This window comes from Paraburkholderia unamae (assembly GCF_003268775.1).
Lineage (GTDB): Bacteria > Pseudomonadota > Gammaproteobacteria > Burkholderiales > Burkholderiaceae > Paraburkholderia > Paraburkholderia unamae.
This window is the reverse complement of record NZ_QLSU01000011.1, coordinates 1-20,156: the sequence shown is the minus strand read 5'-3', so window position 1 is coordinate 20,156 and position 20,156 is coordinate 1. Positions and strand designations below refer to the sequence as shown.

At 67.0% G+C, this 20,156-nt stretch carries 14 protein-coding genes; 7 read left to right on the top strand and 7 right to left on the bottom strand.

The window, feature by feature from the left end:
- The first annotated feature begins 139 nt into the window (after window positions 1-139).
- Window positions 140-2,722, top strand: a complete 2,583-nt coding sequence (locus tag C7401_RS19055; RefSeq protein WP_112172952.1) for an adenosylcobalamin-dependent ribonucleoside-diphosphate reductase — start codon at window positions 140-142, stop codon at window positions 2,720-2,722.
- A gap of 10 nt (window positions 2,723-2,732) precedes the next feature.
- On the opposite strand, the gene C7401_RS19050 is transcribed toward C7401_RS19055, so the two are convergent.
- A complete protein-coding gene (locus C7401_RS19050; RefSeq protein WP_112172951.1) occupies window positions 2,733-3,644 on the bottom strand; it encodes a LysR family transcriptional regulator in 912 nt (303 codons plus the stop codon).
- A gap of 131 nt (window positions 3,645-3,775) precedes the next feature.
- On the opposite strand from C7401_RS19050, the gene C7401_RS19045 reads away from it, so the two are divergent.
- The 3 genes from C7401_RS19045 to C7401_RS19035 all read left to right on the top strand — a co-directional run bounded on the left by C7401_RS19045 (window position 3,776) and on the right by C7401_RS19035 (window position 8,203).
- Window positions 3,776-5,581, top strand: coding sequence for an acyl-CoA dehydrogenase family protein (locus tag C7401_RS19045; RefSeq protein ID WP_112172950.1), 1,806 nt, complete (start codon window positions 3,776-3,778; stop codon window positions 5,579-5,581).
- Between the two features lie 5 nt (window positions 5,582-5,586).
- The gene (locus C7401_RS19040) at window positions 5,587-6,801 is read left to right on the top strand and encodes a CaiB/BaiF CoA transferase family protein (RefSeq protein ID WP_112173179.1); all 1,215 of its coding nucleotides are present in this window, start codon (window positions 5,587-5,589) and stop codon (window positions 6,799-6,801) included.
- Between the two features lie 76 nt (window positions 6,802-6,877).
- On the top strand, window positions 6,878-8,203 hold the full coding sequence (locus C7401_RS19035; protein WP_112172949.1) for an MFS transporter: 1,326 nt from the start codon (window positions 6,878-6,880) through the stop codon (window positions 8,201-8,203).
- Between the two features lie 65 nt (window positions 8,204-8,268).
- Here the strand turns inward: C7401_RS19035 and C7401_RS19030 are convergent, their stop codons facing one another.
- Entirely contained in the window at window positions 8,269-9,603 is a 1,335-nt protein-coding gene (locus C7401_RS19030) for an MFS transporter (protein WP_112172948.1), read from the bottom strand.
- Between the two features lie 38 nt (window positions 9,604-9,641).
- Complete coding sequence (locus C7401_RS19025) at window positions 9,642-11,393, bottom strand: FAD-dependent oxidoreductase (RefSeq protein WP_112172947.1); 1,752 nt, start codon at window positions 11,391-11,393, stop codon at window positions 9,642-9,644.
- Window positions 11,394-11,590: 197 nt separating this feature from the next.
- On the opposite strand from C7401_RS19025, the gene C7401_RS19020 reads away from it, so the two are divergent.
- The gene (locus C7401_RS19020) at window positions 11,591-12,373 is read left to right on the top strand and encodes an IclR family transcriptional regulator (RefSeq protein ID WP_112173178.1); all 783 of its coding nucleotides are present in this window, start codon (window positions 11,591-11,593) and stop codon (window positions 12,371-12,373) included.
- Window positions 12,374-12,438: 65 nt separating this feature from the next.
- Here the strand turns inward: C7401_RS19020 and C7401_RS19015 are convergent, their stop codons facing one another.
- The 3 genes from C7401_RS19015 to C7401_RS19005 all read right to left on the bottom strand — a co-directional run bounded on the left by C7401_RS19015 (window position 12,439) and on the right by C7401_RS19005 (window position 16,754).
- Window positions 12,439-14,499 (bottom strand): EAL domain-containing protein, encoded by a 2,061-nt coding sequence (locus C7401_RS19015; protein ID WP_165841868.1) that lies wholly within the window; start codon window positions 14,497-14,499, stop codon window positions 12,439-12,441.
- Window positions 14,500-14,740: 241 nt separating this feature from the next.
- A complete protein-coding gene (locus C7401_RS19010) occupies window positions 14,741-15,685 on the bottom strand; it encodes a 2-hydroxyacid dehydrogenase (protein ID WP_112172945.1) in 945 nt (314 codons plus the stop codon).
- Between the two features lie 73 nt (window positions 15,686-15,758).
- Window positions 15,759-16,754, bottom strand: a complete 996-nt coding sequence (locus C7401_RS19005; protein WP_112172944.1) for an AraC family transcriptional regulator — start codon at window positions 16,752-16,754, stop codon at window positions 15,759-15,761.
- A gap of 188 nt (window positions 16,755-16,942) precedes the next feature.
- On the opposite strand from C7401_RS19005, the gene C7401_RS19000 reads away from it, so the two are divergent.
- Together C7401_RS19000 and C7401_RS18995 are read left to right on the top strand one after the other, a co-directional pair.
- Complete coding sequence (locus C7401_RS19000) at window positions 16,943-17,995, top strand: NAD(P)-dependent alcohol dehydrogenase (protein WP_112172943.1); 1,053 nt, start codon at window positions 16,943-16,945, stop codon at window positions 17,993-17,995.
- 313 nt (window positions 17,996-18,308) lie between these two features.
- Window positions 18,309-19,271, top strand: a complete 963-nt coding sequence (locus C7401_RS18995; protein ID WP_112172942.1) for a LysR family transcriptional regulator — start codon at window positions 18,309-18,311, stop codon at window positions 19,269-19,271.
- A 590-nt stretch (window positions 19,272-19,861) separates the two neighbouring features.
- Here C7401_RS18995 and C7401_RS18990 read toward each other — a convergent pair.
- The coding region (locus tag C7401_RS18990) for a transposase (protein WP_146757927.1) at window positions 19,862-20,156 on the bottom strand (295 nt) is incomplete at its 5' end.

Below are 20,156 nucleotides of genomic sequence, written 5' to 3'. Positions count from 1 at the left end.
GCGCGCTTGCACCACCGTGCACGCGGGCCGCCACTGGGGTATGGTTGTGCGAACGCGGTACGGCCGCCGCGCGCCACGCGCGCCGGCTTTCGCCGCCCTTCAACCGCCGCCCGCGCGCGGCGCTCCATGAGGCCCGGTCATGGCAGAAAACACGCCCCCGCTTCCGTTTCCCCCGCAGCAGTTCTCGCTCGACGTGATGCTCGAGAAGTACGCCAAAGGCGACGAGCAAAGCGCCGACGACATCTATCGCCGCGTCGCGCGCGGCGTCGCCCAGGTCGAGCCGCCCGAGTTGCGGGCCGGGATCGAGGCGCGCTTCGTCGACAACCTGCGCAACGGCGCGCTCGGCGCGGGCCGTATCATGAGCGCGGCGGGCGCCGGCATCGAGGCCACGTTGATCAACTGCTTCGTGCAGCCCGTGGGCGACAGCATCCAGGGCGTGGACGACGAGGGCCGCCCCGGCATCTACGTCGCGCTGCTGCAAGCCGCCGAAACCATGCGGCGCGGCGGCGGCGTGGGCTACAACTTCTCGGCCATCCGGCCGCACGGCGCGTTCGTGAAGTCGACGGGATCGAGCGCATCGGGCCCATGCAGCTATATCGACGTGTTCGACGCCTCGTGCCGCACGGTGGAAAGCGCGGGCTCGCGGCGCGGCGCGCAGATGGCCGTGCTCGACTGCGATCACCCCGACCTGCCCGAGTTCATCGAGGCCAAGCACTTGAAGGGGCGCTGGAACAACTTCAATGTCTCGGTGGCGGTGACCGACGAATTCATGCGCGCCGTGGAAAACGACGCGACCTGGCAGCTCGTGCACCGCGCCGAGCCCTCGCCCGCGCTGCGCGCCTCGGCCGACCTGCATCGCCGCGACGACGGCCTGTGGGTATACGCCGAAACGCGCGCCCGCGCCCTGTGGGACACGATCATGCGCTCGACCTACGACATGGCCGAGCCGGGCGTGGTGTTCATCTCCCGCATGAACGAAGACAACAACCTGCGCGCGCTCGAAGCGATCCGCGCAACCAACCCGTGCGGCGAGCAACCGCTACCCGCCTATGGCTGCTGCAACCTGGGGCCGCTCGACCTCACGCGCTTCGTGATCGAGCCGTTCGCGCCACTGCGCGGCGGCGGCGCGAACAAGCATGCCGATTTCGACTGGCAGGCACTCGCCGAACGCACGCGCACGCAGGTGCGCTTTCTCGACGACGTGCTCGACGCCACGCTCTGGCCGCTGCCCGAACAGCAGGCGGAAGCGGCGGCCAAGCGACGTATCGGCGTGGGCTTCACGGGACTCGGCGACACGCTCGTGATGCTCGGCATCCGCTACAACTCGGAGCAAGGCTGCGCGTTCGGCGCGCGCGTGGGACGCACGATGCGTGACGCCGCCTATCGCGCTTCGGTCGAACTCGCGCGAGAGCGCGGCGCGTTTCCCCTCTTCGACGCGAACCGCTACCTCGAAGAAGGCACCTTCGCCTCGCGCCTGCCCGACGACCTCAAGGCCGAGATCCGCGCCCACGGCATCCGCAACAGCCATCTGATTTCCATCGCGCCCACGGGCACGGTGAGCCTCGCGTTCGCCGACAACGTCTCGAACGGCATCGAGCCCGCGTTCTCGTGGACGTATCAGCGCACGCGCCGCATGGCCGACGGCAGCCGCGAGACGTTCAACGTCGAGGATCACGCGTGGCGCGTGTACCGGAATCTCGGCGGCGACGTGAACGCGTTGCCCGCGTATTTCGTGAGCGCGCTGGAAATGAGCGCGCAGGAACACATCGCCATGATGGCGGCCGTGCAGCCGTTTGTGGACACGTCGATCTCCAAGACCGTCAACGTGCCCGCCGACTATCCGTTTGAGGACTTCGAGAATCTCTATCTCGACGCATGGCGGCGCGGCCTCAAGGGACTCGCGACCTACCGGCCGAACGAGACGCTCGGCGCGGTGCTGCAAACGCTGCCCCCGGAAACCGCTGCCACCGCCGACGATGCGCTCAGCGACACCCTGCTCGACCCGCTGCGCGTGGCGATCGATCACCGGCCCAAGGGCGAGTTGCCCGCCGTGATCGAGAAGATCGAGTACATCACGCAAACCGGCAAGGTGTCGCTGTACGTGGCGGTGTCGTTCCTCGAAGTGACGGGCCAGGTGGGCGGCGAAGCGGTGACGATCGAGCGGCCTATCGAGTTCTTCATTCCCGTGGGCCAGCGCGACGAATCGCAGCAATGGATCACGGCGACCATGCGCTCGCTCTCGCTCGCGGCGCGCGGCGGCTTTGTGGCGCGCAATCTTCAGGACCTGCGCAAGGTCTCGTGGGATCGCGGCCAGGTGCGCTATGGCGAGACACAGCGCCTGGACGGACGGCGCATTCCGCTGTGGCACGACTCCGAGGTCGCGGCCATTGCCTATGCGATCCAGCAGATCCTGCACCGGCGCGGCTTTCTCGACGCAGAGGGACGGCAGGTGCCGTCACGGCTCCTCGCGCAGCGGCGTGGCGGCGCGCTCGCCACGCACTCCAGCGGTGACTCGCAAGGCGGTGCTGCGCAGGCGCATCCCGCGCAGCAGCCCGGCGATCAGGTGCTCAATGGCGAGAACGCGCTGCCCGCCGATGCGCAGCACGCGTTTGCTCACGCCATGCTCGGGCGCAAGTGTGGTTCGTGCGGCGCGAATGCGGTGATCCGCAAGGACGGGTGCGACTTCTGCACGTCATGCGGAGAGATCGGGTCTTGCGGCTGACGCCGGACGCTCACTTGCCGGGCGGCGTGGCTTGCGCCCGGCTTTCCTTGTGCGCCCCGAGATACGACGCAAACCCCTGCGCGAGCGCATTCGCCTCCCCGCCGCGCACGAGCCTGAGCACCTGCGATTCATAAGGATTACTGGCCAACGGTCGAAACACCACCCGACCGCCGCCTGCGGCCCCGAGCGCCGCGGGCACGAGCGCCACGCCCATGCCGAATTCCACCATCGTCACGACGGTTTGCCACAGCCGCGCCTCGTGACGGATCTGCGGACTGAAGCCCGCCTCCACGCAGGTCGCGATGATCTGATCGTGATAGTGCGGCGACACCGAGCGCGGAAACAGAATGAACGGCTCGCGCGCAAGCGTCGCAAGTTCGATGCGACGCCTGCGCGCAAGCCGATGCCCTTCGGGCAAACAGCAAAGAAATGGCTCGGAAAACAGCACCTCCGATTGCACCTCGGCCGGAAAACGTCCCCAATGCGCAAAGCCGAGATCGATCTGCAAACGCTGCAACGCCTGGACCTGTTCGGCGGTATTCATTTCGCGCAGCACCACTTCCACGGCCGGATGATCGGCCTCGAAACGCCGCACCGCCTCGGGCAGCCCGCGATAAAGCATCGAATTGACGAAGCCGACGCGCAAACGCCCGGCAAGGCCATGCGCGGAACGCGCCGCGATGCGCCGCACCTCGTCGGCCTGTTCCAGCAAGCGCCGCGCCTCTTCGAGCAGCACGTTGCCCGCATTGGTCAGCGCGACGGCCTTATTCGTGCGTTCGAGCAGTTGCACGCCTAGCTGCTCCTCGAATTTGCGGATGTCGAAGCTCAGCGCCGGCTGCGAGATGAAAAGCCGGCGCGCGGCGCGCCCGAAGTGCAGTTCCTCGGCCACGGCCACGAAATAGCGCAGTTGCTTGAGTTCCATGGCGCGGCTCCCCGGACGATCAACGATAGATAGCGCTTATCGTACATGACATCGGTTGTATTGGACCGTTATCGAAGCCGCGCCTAAGCTACGCCGAATCGCAAAGCAAAACAGCACGGAGACAGCACACGATGAGCGACCGACCCGCCTTCGCCACCGCGCCAACGCAGGCCACCCCGGCCAGCGGCGCGTCCAATATTCCCGACAGCCGCGGCATCAACTTCTATACGAGCGACCCCGGCTTCGCGCCCCTTTTGCGCAGCTATCTCGGCGACGCCGCGTTTCACGCGATCGAGGCGCAACTCGATTCGCTCGGCCAGCGCGCCTCCGACGAACTCGACGCCCTGGCGCTGGTGGCCGACAAGCACCCGCCCACGCTCGAACAGCGCACGCGCAGCGGCGAGGCGATCCAGCGCATCGACAAGCATCCCGACTATGTGGCGCTGGAACGCGTTGCGTATGCGGAGCTTGGGCTCGCGGCCATGAGCCATCGCGAGAACGCGCCCGCGCCGCTCGTCAAATACGCACTGACGTATTTGTTCGTGCAGGCCGAGTTCGGCCTGTGCTGCCCCGTGAGCATGACCGACTCGCTCACGCGCACGCTGCGCCGCTTCGGCACGCCGGAACTCATCGCCCGCTATTTGCCGATGCTCGCCTCGCAGGACTTCGACACCCTGTTTCAAGGCGCGATGTTCATGACGGAGCAGGCGGCGGGCTCTGACGTGGCGCGCATCGCCACCCGCGCCACGCGTGAACCGGGCGCAAATGGCGAGGACGCGTGGCGTCTTTACGGCGACAAGTGGTTCTGCTCGAACGCCGACGCCGATCTCGCGATGGTGCTCGCGCGCCCCGACGACGCGCCGCCCGGCATCAAGGGCCTCGCCCTCTTCCTGCTGCCGAAAACGCTCCCCGACGGCACGCGCAACCGCTATCGCATCGTGCGCCTGAAAGACAAACTCGGCAGCCGTTCGATGGCGAGCGGCGAAATCGTGCTGGAAGGCGCGCAGGCATATCTGATCGGCGAAGTCGGCCGGGGCTTTCATCAGATGGCGGACATGATCAACATGTCGCGTCTTTCCAATGGCGTGCGCGCGGCGGGCCTCATGCGCCGCGCGCTGACCGAGGCGCTGCACGTGGCGCGCAACCGCGAAGCATTCGGTCGCAAGCTGGTGGAAATGCCGCTGATGCAGCGGCAACTGCTGAAGATGATGCTGCCCGCCGAGCAGGCGCGTTCGATGTTCATGCGCATCGCCACGCTGCTCGCGCGTGCCGATCGCGGCGACGAACTCGCGGCAAAATGCGTGCGCATCCTCACGCCGCTCATCAAGTTCCGCGCCTGCCGCGACGCGCGCCGCGTGACGGGCGACGCGATGGAAGTGCGCGGCGGCGTGGGCTATATCGAGGAATGGAGCGATCCGCGCCTCGTGCGCGACGCGCACCTCGGCTCGATCTGGGAAGGCACGAGCAATATCGTCGCGCTCGACGTGGCACGCGCGGCGAAACGCGAAGGCGCGCTCGAAGCGCTGACGCAGTACGTACACGCGGAACTCGCCGAAAGCGGCCTGTCCGAAGCCAGTGCGGCCAGTCCAGCAAGCGCGGCGCTCCTGCGCGACGTGTTCGACCGCGCGGGCGCGGCGCTCGTGAGCGTGGCCGAGTGCGGCCGCGACGAGTCGGTTCGCCAGGCGGCAAGCGCGCTCTATCACGCCACCACGGCCGCCTTCATGGCCTGCGAGGCGGCGCAGGTTTCGCGCGGCGCCACCGCCGGCGGCGACTACCGGCGGCTTGCGCTCGCCCACCTGATCGTGCGTCACAAGCTGCTGCCGCACGACCCGCTCGCGCTCGACGAACGCGACGCCAACGCAACGACGCTGCGCGCGCTCGTGGAGGAACAGCCTCTACCGCTCGCCGACGCCCTGCAACTGCTGCCCGCACGGTGATCATCATGAAGGATTCCGAACCGATCAAGGTGAACGGCGCGCTGCACGGCCTGCGCGTGATCGACCTGAGCCGCGTGCTGGGCGGTCCGTACTGCACCCAGGCACTCGCCGACCACGGCGCCGAAGTCGTCAAGCTCGAACCGCCCGACGGCGACGAAACGCGCGGCTGGGGGCCGCCCTTCGTCGGCGACACGGCCTCGTATTACGTGGGCGTGAACCGCAACAAGCAGGGCATTGCCGTCGATCTCTCGCGCGAGGAAGGCCGCGCGATCCTCTGGCAACTGCTCGAAGGCGCGGACGTGCTGGTCGAAAACTTCAAGCCCGGCACGCTCGCACGCTGGGGCATGGACTATGAGCGCGACCTGCGCCCGCGTTTCCCGCGCCTCATTCACTGCGCGATTTCCGGCTTCGGCGCGGACGGCCCGCTCGGCGGCCTGCCCGGCTACGACGCGGTAATCCAGGCCATGGCCGGTCTCATGAGCGTGAACGGCGAACACGACGGACCCGCGTTGCGCATCGGCCTGCCGATCGTCGACATGGTCACGGGCCTGAACGCGCTCGCGGGGATTTTGCTCGCGCTGGCCGAACGCGAGAAAAGCGGCCTCGGGCAGTCGGTGGATATCGCGCTCTACGATTGCGGCGTGTCGCTCCTGCATCCGCATCTGCCGAACTATTTCGGCAACGGCCGCACGCCCCAGCGCAGCGGCAACGCGCATCCCAACATCGCGCCCTACGACAGCTACGCGACACGCAGCGCGCCCATCTTCCTCGCAGTGGGCAACGATCGCCAGTTCGCGAAGCTCTGCGCGCATCTGGGCGTGCCCGATCTCGCGAACGACCCGCGCTTCGCCGACAACCGCAGCCGCTGCGCGCACCGCCCCGAACTCAAGGCGGCGCTCGAAGCGCGGCTCGCCGCGCACGACTGCGAGCCGCTCGCGCAAGCGCTGATCCAGGCGGGCGTGCCCTGCGGCCCGGTGCAGACCGTCGACGCCGTGGCCACGCATCCGCATACGCAGCACCGCCGCATGATCGTCGAGATGGAAGGCTATCGCGGCACGGGTGCGCCCGTGAAGCTCTCGCGCACGCCGCCGACCTACCGCACGCGCCCGCCGGCGCTCGGCGCGGATACGCGCGCCGTGATGGATGCGCTCGGCATCGACGCCGCCACCCAGCAGCGGCTTTTCGAAGCCGGCATCGTCAAGGAGCCCGAACGAGGGTAAGCCGCCAACGCTTCGTCGAACCGCAACGGAATACAGACCGGCCCAAGCCGGCTCAACCCCGATCCAGGAGACATGCATGACCCGCCTCAATGCCACTACCGGCACCTCCGCGCGCCAGCCCGCCCGCGCCTCGCTTGCCGCCTTCGTCGGCACCACCATCGAGTGGTACGACTTTTATATCTACGCCACGGCGTCGGCGCTCATTTTCGGCAAGCTGTTCTTCCCCTCGCACGAGCCGTTCTATAGCACGCTCGCCTCGTTCGGCACCTTCGCCGTGGGCTTTTTCGCGCGCCCCTTCGGCGGGCTCGTGTTCGGGCACCTGGGCGACCGCATCGGGCGCAAGAAGGCGCTCGTCGCCACGCTGTCCATCATGGGCGTCGGCACCGTGGGCATCGGCTTTCTGCCCACCTACGCAAGCGCCGGTGCGCTCGCGCCCGCCCTGCTCGTGCTGCTGCGTGTGGCGCAGGGCATCGCGATAGGCGGCGAATGGGGCGGCGCGGTGCTGATGGCGGGCGAGCATGCGCCCAGGGAGAAGCGCACCTTCCTCGCCTCGTTCGCGCAACTCGGCAGCCCCGCCGGGCTGATTCTCGCGTTGCTCGCGTTTCGCAGCGTCGCGCATCTGGACAAGGACGCGCTCTTTTCGTGGGGCTGGCGTTTGCCCTTCATCGCGAGCGCCGTGCTGCTCGTGGTGGGCTTGCTGATCCGCTCGGGCGTGGGCGAATCGCCGGAATTCGAGGCGATCAAAACGCAACGGCGCACCGCCGCCATGCCGATCGTCGAAGTGCTGCGCGACTCGTGGCGCACCGTGCTGCTGTGCCTGGGCGCGAACGTGATCGGCGTGGCAGGCGCGTGGTTCGTCAACACGTTCATGCTGAACTACACGACGCAAACACTCGGCCTCGACCGCGGGCTCATTCTCGACTGTCTGTTCGTCGTCGCGTTCATCCAGCTTTTCACGCAGCTTTTTTCCGGCTGGTTCGCGCAGCGCGTGGGTACGGGGCGCTTCCTCGTGCTCGCCGCGGCGCTCGCGATGATTTCGCCTTACCCGATGTTCGTGCTCGTTTCGACGGGGCGGCCGGTGGCGATCGTGATCGGCATTGCGATCGCGGTGATGTGCATGTGCAGTTCGTACGCGGTCATGGCGGGTTTCATGACGAATGCGTTCCCGGTGCGCGTGCGCTATTCGGCTATTTCGATCTCCTATCAATGCTGCGCGGCGCTCGCGGGCGGCCTCACGCCGCTTGTCGGCACGCTGCTCGCGCACGACTATCCGGGCCAATGGGGGCCGCTCGCGCTGTTCTATAGCGCGCTCGCCGCCGTCTCGCTCGTGTGCATCGCGGTGTTGCAGCGCAAGCAGTCATCGTCCGCGCAGGCCGAGGTGTCGTTGGCGCTGCCGGAATAAGCGGCCCAAAAAGCGAAGCGGGCGCCTCCAGGGCGCCCGCTTCGCTTAACGCATCAAATCCCGCCTCAGCGCGACATGGCCGGCTTCACGCCCGCCAGCATCGCCCCCGCACAGGCGACGAGCAGCGCCGCGATCAGATACAGCGCGTAATCCATGCTGCCTGTGAGCGTACGGATCTGCCCGATCACCCACGGGCTGATCATGCCGCTCGACACGCCGATACTGCTGATAAGCGCAATCGCCCCCGCCGCGCCCGTGCCGCTGAAATACGTGGACGGCACCGCCCAGAACACCGGATGCGCCGAAAAAATGGCCAGCGCCGCGAGCGAAAGCAGGCCCAGCATCACGGCGAGGCTGTTGAAATGCACCGTCATGAGTAACAGTGCGAGCGCGGCCACGGCCACGCAGGAGGCGAAGTGCCAGCGGCGCTCGCCCTTGCGGTCCGAGTGGCGCGCGATCAGGATCACGCCCACCGCACCGATGGCGTTCGGAATGATCGAGAGCAGGCTGATATGCACGACGTCCTTGATGCCGAACTCGCGGATCATGAGCGGCATCCAGAACAGCAGCAGCAACAGCGCCGACGTCAGCGAGAAGTAGATGAACGAGAACAGGTACGTATGCGGATTGCGCAGCGCCGCGCCGAGCGAATGCGAACCGTGCACCGGCGCGCGCTGGCGTTCTGCCGCGAGGTCGGCGGCGAGGCGCTCCTTGTCCGCCGTCGAGAGCCAGCTTGCGCGCTCGGGCTGATCGACGAGCCAGAACCACGCCATCACGCCGAGCAGCACGGCGGGCGCGCCTTCGAGCGCGAACATCCATTGCCAGCCGTGCAGGCCCATCACGCCGTCCATGCCGCGCATGATCGAACCCGAGAGCAGGCCGCCCACCATGCCCGCCACCGCCACGCCCGCGTAGAACACCGAGAGCACGGCCGCGCGGCGCTTCGACGGGAACCAGAACGTCAGATACAGCACGACGCCCGGGAAGAAGCCCGCTTCGAACACGCCCAGCAGGAAACGCAGCACGTAGAACTGACGCGCGCTCGCCACCGTGATCATCGCGACCGAAATCGCGCCCCACAGCAGCATGATGCGCGCGAACGTGCGGCGCGCGCCGAAGCGGCGCAAGAGCAGATTGCTCGGCACTTCGAACGCCACGTAACCCACGAAAAAGAGCACGGCGCCAAGGCTGTACATCGCATCGGTAATGCCGAGGTCCTGCTTCATCTGCAACTGCGCGAAGCCGATGTTGCTGCGGTCGAGAATCGACACGATGTAGCAGATGAAGAGGAACGGCACGATGCGCAGCGAAATGCGCCGGTACAGCGACTGGGATTGCGGGTCGTCGACACCCAGCGCATCGCCGGGTGCGAATGCGGACGTCGGGATTGGGGCGGACATCGGGAGTCTCCTTGAAGCAGCCGTCTGAATGCGGCGTGTTACTGGTCGTGTGATGAAACGGATTCAGCGAATGCCTCGCGGGCCTCGTCATTGAGCGCGCCGGCGAGATGCAGCCCCGCGACGTAGCCGAACGTGAGCGCGGGTCCGAGCGTGATGCCCGCACCCGGATAGTTGCCGCCCATGATGCTCGCCATGTCGTTGCCGACGGCGTAGAGGCCTTCGATCGGCGTGTTGCGGCGGTCGAGCACCTGGGCGTGCGCATTGGTGGCGAGCCCGGCGAACGTGCCGATGTCGCCGATCACGAGCTTGATCGCGTAGAACGGGCCGTGCTCGATGGGCGCGACGCACGGGTTCGGGCCTTCGTGCAGGGCGTCGCCCTGGTAGCGGTTGTAGGCCGCGCTGCCCCTGCCGAACTGCGGGTCCTCGCCGCGGCGCGCCGGTTCGTTGAACTGAGCAATCGTGCCTTCGAGCGCATGAGGCTCCACGCCGATGCGCGCGGCAAGCTCGGCCACGCTGCGCCCGCGCTTCAGATAGCCGCTGCGCAGGTGACGGCCGATCGGCATGGGCGCGGGCGCCACACAGCCCAGGCCGTACTTGCGCACGGTGCGGTGATCGCAAATGAGCCACGCGCCCGCTTCACGCTGCCCCGCGCAGGCGCGCACCATGGCCTGAACGAAGTCGTGATACGAGTTGCTTTCGTTCGTGAAGCGGCGGCCGTTGCCGGTCACGGCAATCACACCGGGTTTCGCGCGATCGATGAAATGCGGCATCACGCCCGCCGTGCCGTCCTTGCGCGTGGTGACCGAGGCCGGCACCCAGGCCGCCGCATTGGGAATGGTCGGATCGACCCAGCCGCCAGTCGATTCGCCAAGGCGCAGGCCGTCGCCGGTATTCGCCTGGGGCGACGGGCTGTGGTGCGCATGGCCGTCGGGCGCATGAGCGAACAATTGCGCGCGGCGGCTAACGTCATGCGGGAAGCCGCCGCAGGCGAGCACCACGCCGCGCCGCGCGCGCACCGCAATGCGCGCGCCCTCGCGCTCGACCCACGCGCCCGCCACCCGCTCGTGCTCCACGATCAGGCGCTGTGCCGCCGTCGAGCGCCAGACCGCGATCTTGCGATCGAGCACCGAGCGATAGAGCCGCCCGGCCAGCGCATTGCCGTTGGTGAGCGTCATGCCGCGCCCGTGGCGCAGCACGTCGAGGCCGTGGCGCGCCATGCGCCGCGTGGCCCACGCGAACGATTCGAGCGAGCGGAACATGCGCATGAAATGCCAGATGTCCTTGCCGGAGCCGAGCATCATGCCGAACACGGTCAACTCCGGCAGCGGCGGCGCGAGTTCGCCGATATGCGCGCCGAGTTCGCGGCCGTCGAGCGGGCGCGTGAGCATCGAGCGCCCGCCTTGCAGGCCGCCCGGCGCTTCGGCGTGATAGTCGGGAAACACGGGCGGCATGTCGAATTGCAGCGCCGTTTGCGACGTGAAGAAGTCCACCGCTTCGGGGCCGTGGCGCAGGAAGGCGCCCACGCGCGCCGCGTCGTAATGCTTGCCCGCTTCATGCTGGAGATAGCGCGCAGCCGCGCCTTCGGGCTCCTCGATACCCTGCGCCTTCGCGAGCGAGGTGCCCGGAATCCAGAGCCAGCCGCCCGAGCGCGCCGTCGTGCCGCCGATACGGGCCTCTTTCTCGACCATCAGCACGTTCAGGCCGCGTGCCTGCGCCGTGATCGCCGCGGCCATGCCCGACGCGCCCGTGCCGATAACCAGCACATCGCATTCGACGCTCTGCGTCCCCATGCTGTCTCCTTTGCGCGGCGCCGCGACCGCTTTTTTGCGCCGCCAACGCCTTTTCATTCTGTGGAAACGAGTCTAGCACGCATTCGATAATAGTCAACGCATTCGTTATTATCGAAAACGAGCGGTCAGCCGGTGCGAGTCGGGCGCAGTCGCAGATGCTAAAATTGGCCCCGTTTTTCTCTTTCTTTTTTCGTCGCATGGCCGCTTTGGAAGACAAGCCGCGTCGCGGCATCCAGTCCGTCGAGATCGGCAGCACGCTGCTCGTCGCGCTCGCCAGCCAACTCAAGCCGCTGCCGCTGCGCGAGCTCGCGCGCGAAGCCGGCATGACGGTGGGCAAGGCGCACCCCTATCTCGTGAGCTTCATGAAGGTGGGCTTCGTCACGCAGGACCCGGCCACGGGGCTCTATGCGCTCGGGCCGCTCGCGCTCCAGGTCGGCCTCGCCAAGCTCTATCAGCTCGACCCCGTGCGCGAGGCCGCGCCGCGCATCGCACAGCTTGCGGCGAGCACCGAACAGAGCGTGGCGGGCGCGGTGTGGGGCAATCTCGGGCCGACCATCGTGCAGCTCGTGGAGCCGCAGCCCATGCATGTGAACCTGCGCGTGGGCGCCGTGATGTCGGTGCGCAATACCGCGACGGGGCGGCTGTTCGCGAGCTATCTGCCGCCCAAGGTGGTTGAGCAGTTCCTCGCGAGCGACGCCGCACGGCTCGCGCTGCACGAGGACAAGAAGCGCTCGAAGTCGAGTTTCGAAGCGGACCTCGTGGAAAACCGCAAGCACGGCATGGCGCGCACGATCGGCGACCCGATTCCCGGCATCAACGCGTTCAGCGCGCCCGTGTTCGACGCGCTCGGCAACATCGTGCTCGCCATCACGGTGATGGGACCGGCGGACGGATTCGACTCGCGCTGGGACGGCGCCGTCGCCAAGGCGCTGCGCGAGTGCTGTACGGAAATTTCGCGGCAGCTTGGGCACACCGCGTAGACCTCTCTTCTGCAATCCTTATCGATTTGCACAAAAACGGGTAAGCGGCGTAGCGGCCGCGAACCTCATGCATCGCCCGTAATGGCCTCCATCAGCGCACGCAGCGCATTGCGCCACGCCTCGCTGCCGGCGCCTTCGGCGAGCAGCGCGCCGACCACCTGACGATGCAACGCATCGCGCCGCGGGCCTGGCGGCAGAATGTTGCCGAATCCGGCAAGCGATTGTGCCAGCGGCACGCCGCCGCCCTCGCCATCTTCGCGCGTCAAGGCTTGCAACAGATCGCGCGAGGCCTGCGGCAGGGCGGCGATCATCAGCATGCGCTCCTCCCAGATCACGAAGCGCGCAAGACGCGCAAGCAGGCTTTCCTTGCCCGGCCCGGCTCCGGCGTCAGCTTCGGCGCTCACGCTCGCGACGAAGTCCGGCGTGCAGTCGAGCCATTCGAGCAGGCGCGCGCCCTCCATCGGCTTCGCAATACCGAAGCCTTGCGCGCCGTCCACGCCGAGAATCGCGAGCGCGTGGAGCAGGTCGAGCGTGTCGACGCCCTCGGCGAGCACCTGCCGGCCCAGCGAATGCCCAAGTCGCGTCAACTGGTAAATCACGCGCAGCGTGTTCAACGCGTCGCCGCCGCTCAGCTTCACCATCTCGCGATCGAGCTTGATCCAGTCGAACGGCAGTTCGCGCAGGCGGGTGAGCCCGCTATGCCCCGCGCCCAGGTCGTCCTGCGCGAGCAGCACGCCAAGCTCGCGGAACTTCGCGAGAATCCCGCGCTGCCCCTGAATCAGTGAAAGTGCTTCGTTCTCCAGAACTTCGAGCGTGAGCCGCGCGGCCGGACAGCCGTGCGTGACGAGCGCGCCGCGAGTGGCCTCGAAATAGCGGATGTCGTTGAGCGCCGCGGGCGGCAGATTGATCGAGATGTCGAGATCGCGGCCCTGCGCGCGCCAGCGCGCGCGGTCGGCCAGCGCCTGGTCGAGGCCGCTCGTGAAGAGAGCGAGCAGGTCGTCGGAGGAAAGCGCCGAGAGGAAATCGTCGGGCACGAGCAAACGCTCGCCGTCGCGCAGGCGCGCCAGCGCCTCGACCTTTTCCGCCCGGCCCGTGGAGAGATTGAGCAGCGGCTGATAGTGCATTTGCAGCGCGCCGGTGCGCACGAGCGCCGCCCAGTGCTGGCGCACGCTCACCGGCACGGCCGCGCTCATGCCGTCGTGGATCGGGATGCGCATGGCCGCGCAGCCCAGCAGCGTTTGCAGCAAATCGACGAACGCCACCTGTTCGGGCCCGACGAAGCCGCCAGGAAACGCGCTATACAAACTGAGCACGGCAAGCGGCGGCTGGCCGGGCGCCGCCAGCGGTATCGCCACCGAGGAGCGCACGCCCTCGCGCGCCGCGACCTCGCGCCAGGCCGTGACGAGCGGATCGGTCTGGTAGTTGACCACGCGCTCGGGCTTGCCGCTGCGCCACGCGCGGGCCACCGCGCCTTGCCCTTGCGGGTGATCGGCGCGCACGCTGATGACCTGGTCATGCGCGACGAGCACCTGGAGCATGCCGCCCTCGGTCTTGCCGCCCGAGCCGGCCTCGAAATGGAAAATCCCCTCGGCGTCGGGACGGCCGATCGTGCAGGCGGTCACCTCGCCGTGAGCCGCGAGCGTCGCGATCACCTGGTCGATGAAGTTCGTATACGTGCCCGCTTCCCAAACGAGCCGCGTGATGCGCAACAGCGCTTCCTGCTGTGAATCCTGCACGTCCTGATACGCCTTGAGTTGCCACGCCAGATCGGAAGTCAGCCGGCGCGTGTAGAGCGAGAGTTGCTGCGCGCTCACGGTGCGGCCGACCTCCGCGTACAACAGCTCCTGGAGGATGCCGCGGCTGCGCACCAGCTCTTCCTTGTCGAGACCGACGATCGCGTGAATCCGGCCGATGCGCTGCGCCATCTCCGCGTGCTCGCGCGCGGTCAGGCCGAGGTTGGCGAGCGCAAGGAGATTCTGGATCTGGCGCGACTTCAGATGCGCGAGTTCCGCGCCCGAGAGCATTTCGAGGATGCGGCGGGATTTGGGCAGGCGCCCCAGTTCCTCGTAGAAGCGGTTCACCACGTGGGCCGCGTGTTCTTGCAGCGCCCCGATCAGCGTTTTCATTATTGAGCCTTTGAATTCCCCGCCCGGTCGTCGCGGCCCGGTCGTCGCGCGAAGCACGACGAGCATGCCGTCACGACAGGTTCATGGCCGTTTTCGTCGTTGGCGGCCGCTGGAATAGCCATTCCGGCTCGCACGAATGCAATGATACGATGCCGCGCCACCGTTCGTGCGCGGTGGCGTGCACAAAGGCGGCAATACGCTGGCCGCCGTCGGGGAGAAGGTCGTGCGCCGGTGCGCGCGCTTAGAGCGGGGTGAGCAGCGCTTCGCCCGCGAAATGGCGCGCGGCATTGGCTGCGAAGTGGCGCACCGTTGCAGTGCGCACGTCGGGCGACGTGCCGGCCACGTGCGGCGTGAGCACGATGTTGTCCAGGCCGATGAGCGCGGCGGGCGGCTGCGGCTCGCCCTCATACACGTCGAGTCCCGCGCCGCCCAGCGTGCCGGCTTTGAGCGCCACGGCGAGCGCGGCCGTGTCGACCACGCTGCCGCGCGAGACGTTCACGAGAAAGCCATCCGGCCCAAGCGCCTCGATCACGGCGCGATCGATCAGATGCTGCGTTTGCTCGCCGCCCGGCGTTGCGACGACGAGAAAGTCGCTCCATTGCGCGAGCGCCAGCAAGGTTTCGAAATAGCGCGCCATGGCGCCTTCGCGCGGGCGGCGGCTGTGATAGCCGAGCTCCATGCCGAAGCCCGCCGCGCGCCGCGCGACCTTCTCGCCGATATGCCCGTAGCCGACAATGCCGAGCCTGCGCCCCGACACCGTGGGCCGCATGGGCAGCGCGTCGCGCCAGACGCCCGTGCGGCACGCCGCGTCGAACTGCGGCACCGCGCGCACGGCGCAAAGCAGCAGCGCGAGCGCATGATCGGCCACGCAGTCGGCATTGACGCCCGCTCCGTTGCACAGCGCGATGCCGCGTTCGCGCGCGTGGTCGAGCGCGAGATTTTCGTAACCCGCGCCGAGCGCCCCCGCGAGTTCGAGCGCGGGCATGCTGTCGATTTCGTCGGCGGTGAGGCCCGTGGTGCCGTTGGTGAGCACCACGCGCACGTCCTTGCCGTGCCGCGCCACCGCTTGCGCGCGCGTATCGGCGTCGGGCGCGTAGATCACCTCGAACCGCTCGCCGAGTTCGACGTGATCGCTTTCAACGAGCGGAATCAGGACCAGCAGGCAAGGCTTCTTCACGAGCGTCATCCTTTTGTCATTGCTTCGATGTACGAATCGGCTGTCCACGCAAACCGCCGTGCAAGCGAATGTCGAGGCGGGATCAAACGGCCGTGACGTAGCGCGGCGGCACGATTTCCACGCGCGGCGCGGGCGCCACCACCACCGTCACGGCCACGGCCGCGCTGCGCGCGCGGCGCATTTCGTCGGCGGGGCTCATGCCGAACAGGCGCTTGAACTCGCGGCTGAACTGCGAAGCGCTCTCGTAGCCCACGCGCGTGGCCGCCGCGCTCACGTTCAGGCCGTCGTGCGTGATCAGGAGGCGCGCATGATGCAGGCGCGTGGTTTTCACGTACTGCATCGGCGAGGTCGAGGTGACGGCCTTGAAGTGCGCATGGAAAACGGCGAGGCTCATGCCCGCTTCCGAAGCAAGCGTCTCGACGTCGAGGTCGCCGCCGTAGTCGGTGTGAATGCGGCGCAGCGCCTTCGCGATGCGGCCGAACTGATGCTGGTGCGTGAGCGCCGCGCGGATCGCGTCGCCCTGCTCGCCCGTCAGCACGCGGTAGCAAATCTCGCGCACGATCGCGGGCCCGAGTATGCGTGCCTCGTTGGGCTGCGCGAGCGCTTCGAGCAGGCGCAGCACGGCGTTCGAGAGCGTCGCGTCGAGCGGCGTGGCGTAGATGCCCGAGGGCTCGGAAACCGGGCCTCGCCGGTCGTCGAGCGCCATCAGCAGCTCGGCGACGGTCGTGAGGTCCACGCGGATCGAGATGGCGAGAATCGGCACCTCGGGGCTCGCTTCGGTCTCGCATTCGAACGGCATGGGCACCGAGAGGACCAGATATTGCTGCGCGTCGTAGACGAACACCTGATCGCCGAGAAAGCCGCGCTTGCGTCCCTGGCAAACGATGAAGATGCTCGGTTCGTACATGACCGGCTTGCGCCCATGGCTCTCGCTGCCGCGATAGAGCCGCACGCCTTCGATCGGCGTCGTGTGCACGCCGTCGCACTGCGTGATCTGCATGAGCAGATCGACGGTGCGGGCCTGGGTGGCGGCGGCCGGCGCAATGGCGGCCGCCGCGAGAGTTTTGACGTAGCCCATGACGGTTGTGCCCCAAAAAAGTGAATCAGGCAGAGAAACAGGCTTGCCAATCTATCACCGAACCTGCTGGCGTGCTGAGCGCCAGGAGAATCAGGCAAGTCTTCGATAGCTTCAGGTATTCCCTGGGTCGCCCTCGATCCTTACGATGGGAACCCTGCCGCAACACCCATGCACCAAGGAGCCAACACATGTACCCCACCTACGGATATGCCGCCCGCGACGCCGCCTCGCCGCTCGCCCCGTTCGAATTCCAGCGCCGCGACCTGCGCGAACTCGACGTCCGTATCGACGTGCTGTTCTGCGGCGTGTGCCACTCTGACCTGCACCAGGCGCGCGACGAATGGCGCAACACGATGTTCCCGGTGGTGCCGGGCCACGAGATCGTCGGCCGCGTGGCGGAAGTCGGCCACGGCGTCACGAAGTACAAGGTGGGCCAGCTGGTCGGCGTGGGCTGCCTCGTCGACTCGTGCCGCACCTGCGCGAGCTGCGCGGAAGGCCTCGAACAGTATTGCGAGAACGGCTTCGTCGGCACCTATAACGGCAACGACCGCGTGAGCGGCGACGTGACCTACGGCGGCTACTCCACGCAGCTCGTGGTGGACGAAGCCTTCGTGCTGCGCGTGCCGGAGAACCTCGACGCAGCCGCCGCCGCACCGCTGCTGTGCGCGGGCATCACCACGTTTTCGCCGCTGCGCACGTGGGGCGCGGGCCCGGGCAAGAAGGTCGGCATCGTGGGCCTCGGCGGCCTCGGCCACATGGGCGTGAAACTCGCTCATGCGATGGGCGCGCACGTGGTGCTGTTCACCACCTCGCCCTCGAAGATCGAAGACGGCAAGCGCCTCGGCGCGGACGAAGTGGTGATCTCGAAGGACCCGGAGCAAATGGCGAAGCACGCCAACAGCTTCGACCTGATCGTGAACACGGTGGCCGCGCAGCACGACCTCAACCCGTTCATCGAACTGCTGCGCCGTGACGGCACGATGACGCTGGTGGGCGCGCCCGAGCACGATCACCCGTCGCCGCAAGTGTTCAACCTGATCATGAAGCGCCGCCGTCTCGCGGGCTCGCTGATCGGCGGCATTGCGGAAACCCAGGAAATGCTGGACTTCTGCGGCAAGCATGGCATTACGTCCGATATCGAAATGATCAAGATGCAGGACATCAACAACGCCTACGAGCGCATGCTCAAGAGCGATGTGAAGTACCGCTTCGTGATCGACCTCGATTCGCTGCGCAAGTAACGCGCAAGGCGTGCGCGGGCACTACGCACTGCCCGTCGCGCACCGCGCACGCCGACGTCACACCCTGCCCCGCCGGGCCGTCCATTCAGGACGGGCCGCCAGCCCTCCCGCTTCGAGGCCTTCTTTTTTTGGCCTCCCGTAGTCGAGCCGGCGTCACATTCGCCGCCATCTGATCGTCATCGCTGTTTAACCGCTGCGCGTCGCTTTCCGCGAGACGCCGGCACCGCGAAGCGCATTCATCGCTACGCGGCTCACCTTTTTGCAGCAGCGCGGATTGCGTTCAAGCCTCAAGCCCATTACCAGGAGCTCGCCCGTGATCGACCGCATCCAGGCGATGCGCACGTTCGTCCGCATCGTCGACACCAACAGTTTCACCAAAGCCGCGCAGTCACTCGATATGCCGCGCGCCAGCGCAACCACACTGATGCAGAACCTCGAATCGCTGCTTGGCACGCAATTGCTCGTGCGCACCACGCGGCGTCTTTCACTCACCCCTGAAGGCGCGGCCTACTACGAGCGCGCCGCGCAGATCCTCGCCGACATCGACGATGCCGAAGCGAGCGTGCGCCAGTCGCCCGGCGCGATCGGCGGACGACTGCGCGTGGAGATGCCGGGCCTGATCGCCAATGCGATCGTGTTGCCCGCGCTCGCGGAGTTCCACGCGCGCTACCCGCAGATCGACCTCGTGATCGGCGTGAGCCTGCGCAACGTCGATCTGGTCGGCGAAGGCGTGGATTGCAGCATCCAGTTGGGCGAGCTGCCCGATTCGGGGCTTGCGGCGCGGCGCCTGGGCGTGCTGGAGCACGTGACTTGCGCGAGTCCCGCTTATCTCGCGCGGCGCGGTGCGCCAGGGACGCTCGATGACCTCGCGCAGCATCCTGTCGTCAACTTTCTTTCGCCGCTGACTGGACGCCCTTACGAGTTCGATTTCGAGGTGGACGGCAGCCCGACCAAGGTGAAAGTGGACGGCTTCGTGCATGTTTCCGATGAGTTCGCCTATCTCACCTGCGGTTTGCAGGGCTATGGGCTGATCCAGCCGCCACTACTCGCGGCGCAACCTTACCTGGAGAGCGGCGCGCTGGTCGAGGTGCTGCCGCAGTGGAAGCCGCTGCCTACGCCGGTTTCGGTCGCGTTTGTGAAGTCGCGGCAGGTTTCGCCGCGGGTGCGCGTGTTTGTTGACTGGCTCGCTGAGCTGTTTCAGGGCGCTGGGGCGCTTAATCGGGATCTTTCGCGGGTGCGGGAGTTGTTGGGTGGGTTGTTGCCTTTGGCTGCCTGATTTTTTTGGTGGCTGGGCCTGGGGTTTTCGCGTTTCCTTGTGGTCGTGTCGGTCTGCAAGCGTTGCCCCTGTGCGGGGCGGCACCTACTTTTCTTTGCAGCGGCAAAGAAAAGTAGGCAAAAGAAAGCCGCTCACACCGCCAATGCCTGCCACCGTTCACCCCGCGCCACCCCAGATAGTGGCTCCGGAGCGTCTGTCACCTCGCACCCTTGAACCTGGTGACAAGGCAGTCATACTTCCCGCCGCTCGCTTCGCGCGCTGCGGAAAGGTCGACAAGGGAAACCCGCCTTGCCTACGCGGGGTTTGTGGTTTTGGTTATGCCCTTCGGGGCGCGTAGCGCCGCCGGAAGGATGAGCCCTTTGTCACTCCGCTCAAAGGTGCGTGGTGACAGACGCTCCGGAGCCACTATCTGGGGTGGCGCGGGGTGAACGGTGGCAGGCACTAGCGGTTTGAGCGGCTTTCTTTTGCCTACTTTTCTTTGCCGCTGCAAAGAAAAGTAGGTGCCGCCCCGCACAGGGGCAACGCTGGCAGACCGACACGAAAACAAGGAACCTATCCGCATTTTTGTGTGCAAGGCGGTTTAACAGATCCTAACCTCGGGCGAGCGTAAAGCGCTCGCCAAACAGGATGGCAAACTGGTTCATCGCGGATTTCCAGTCGAAGGTTGCCCGTACCGACTTGGCCAGCACATTGCGCAGCGCCAGCCAGAGTAGTTTGATGGCAGCCTCGTCGGTGGGGAAGTGGCCCCGGGTCTTGATGATCTTGCGTAGCTGCATGTTCAGACTCTCAATGGCGTTGGTCGTGTACACAACCCGTCGAATCTCGGGTGGAAACACGAAGAACGGCGTGACGTGCTCCCAGGCTCGCTGCCAGCATTGCACAATC

Coding starts and splice junctions, on each gene's coding strand:
- C7401_RS19005 (WP_112172944.1), bottom strand. CDS start 16,754: ATGGGCTACGTCAAAACTCTCGCGGCGGCCGCCATTGCGCCGGCCGCC.
- C7401_RS19010 (WP_112172945.1), bottom strand. CDS start 15,685: ATGACGCTCGTGAAGAAGCCTTGCCTGCTGGTCCTGATTCCGCTCGTT.
- C7401_RS19020 (WP_112173178.1), top strand. CDS start 11,591: ATGGCCGCTTTGGAAGACAAGCCGCGTCGCGGCATCCAGTCCGTCGAG.
- C7401_RS19035 (WP_112172949.1), top strand. CDS start 6,878: ATGACCCGCCTCAATGCCACTACCGGCACCTCCGCGCGCCAGCCCGCC.
- C7401_RS19025 (WP_112172947.1), bottom strand. CDS start 11,393: ATGGGGACGCAGAGCGTCGAATGCGATGTGCTGGTTATCGGCACGGGC.
- C7401_RS19045 (WP_112172950.1), top strand. CDS start 3,776: ATGAGCGACCGACCCGCCTTCGCCACCGCGCCAACGCAGGCCACCCCG.
- C7401_RS19015 (WP_165841868.1), bottom strand. CDS start 14,499: ATGAAAACGCTGATCGGGGCGCTGCAAGAACACGCGGCCCACGTGGTG.
- C7401_RS19030 (WP_112172948.1), bottom strand. CDS start 9,603: ATGTCCGCCCCAATCCCGACGTCCGCATTCGCACCCGGCGATGCGCTG.
- C7401_RS19055 (WP_112172952.1), top strand. CDS start 140: ATGGCAGAAAACACGCCCCCGCTTCCGTTTCCCCCGCAGCAGTTCTCG.
- C7401_RS19000 (WP_112172943.1), top strand. CDS start 16,943: ATGTACCCCACCTACGGATATGCCGCCCGCGACGCCGCCTCGCCGCTC.
- C7401_RS19050 (WP_112172951.1), bottom strand. CDS start 3,644: ATGGAACTCAAGCAACTGCGCTATTTCGTGGCCGTGGCCGAGGAACTG.
- C7401_RS19040 (WP_112173179.1), top strand. CDS start 5,587: ATGAAGGATTCCGAACCGATCAAGGTGAACGGCGCGCTGCACGGCCTG.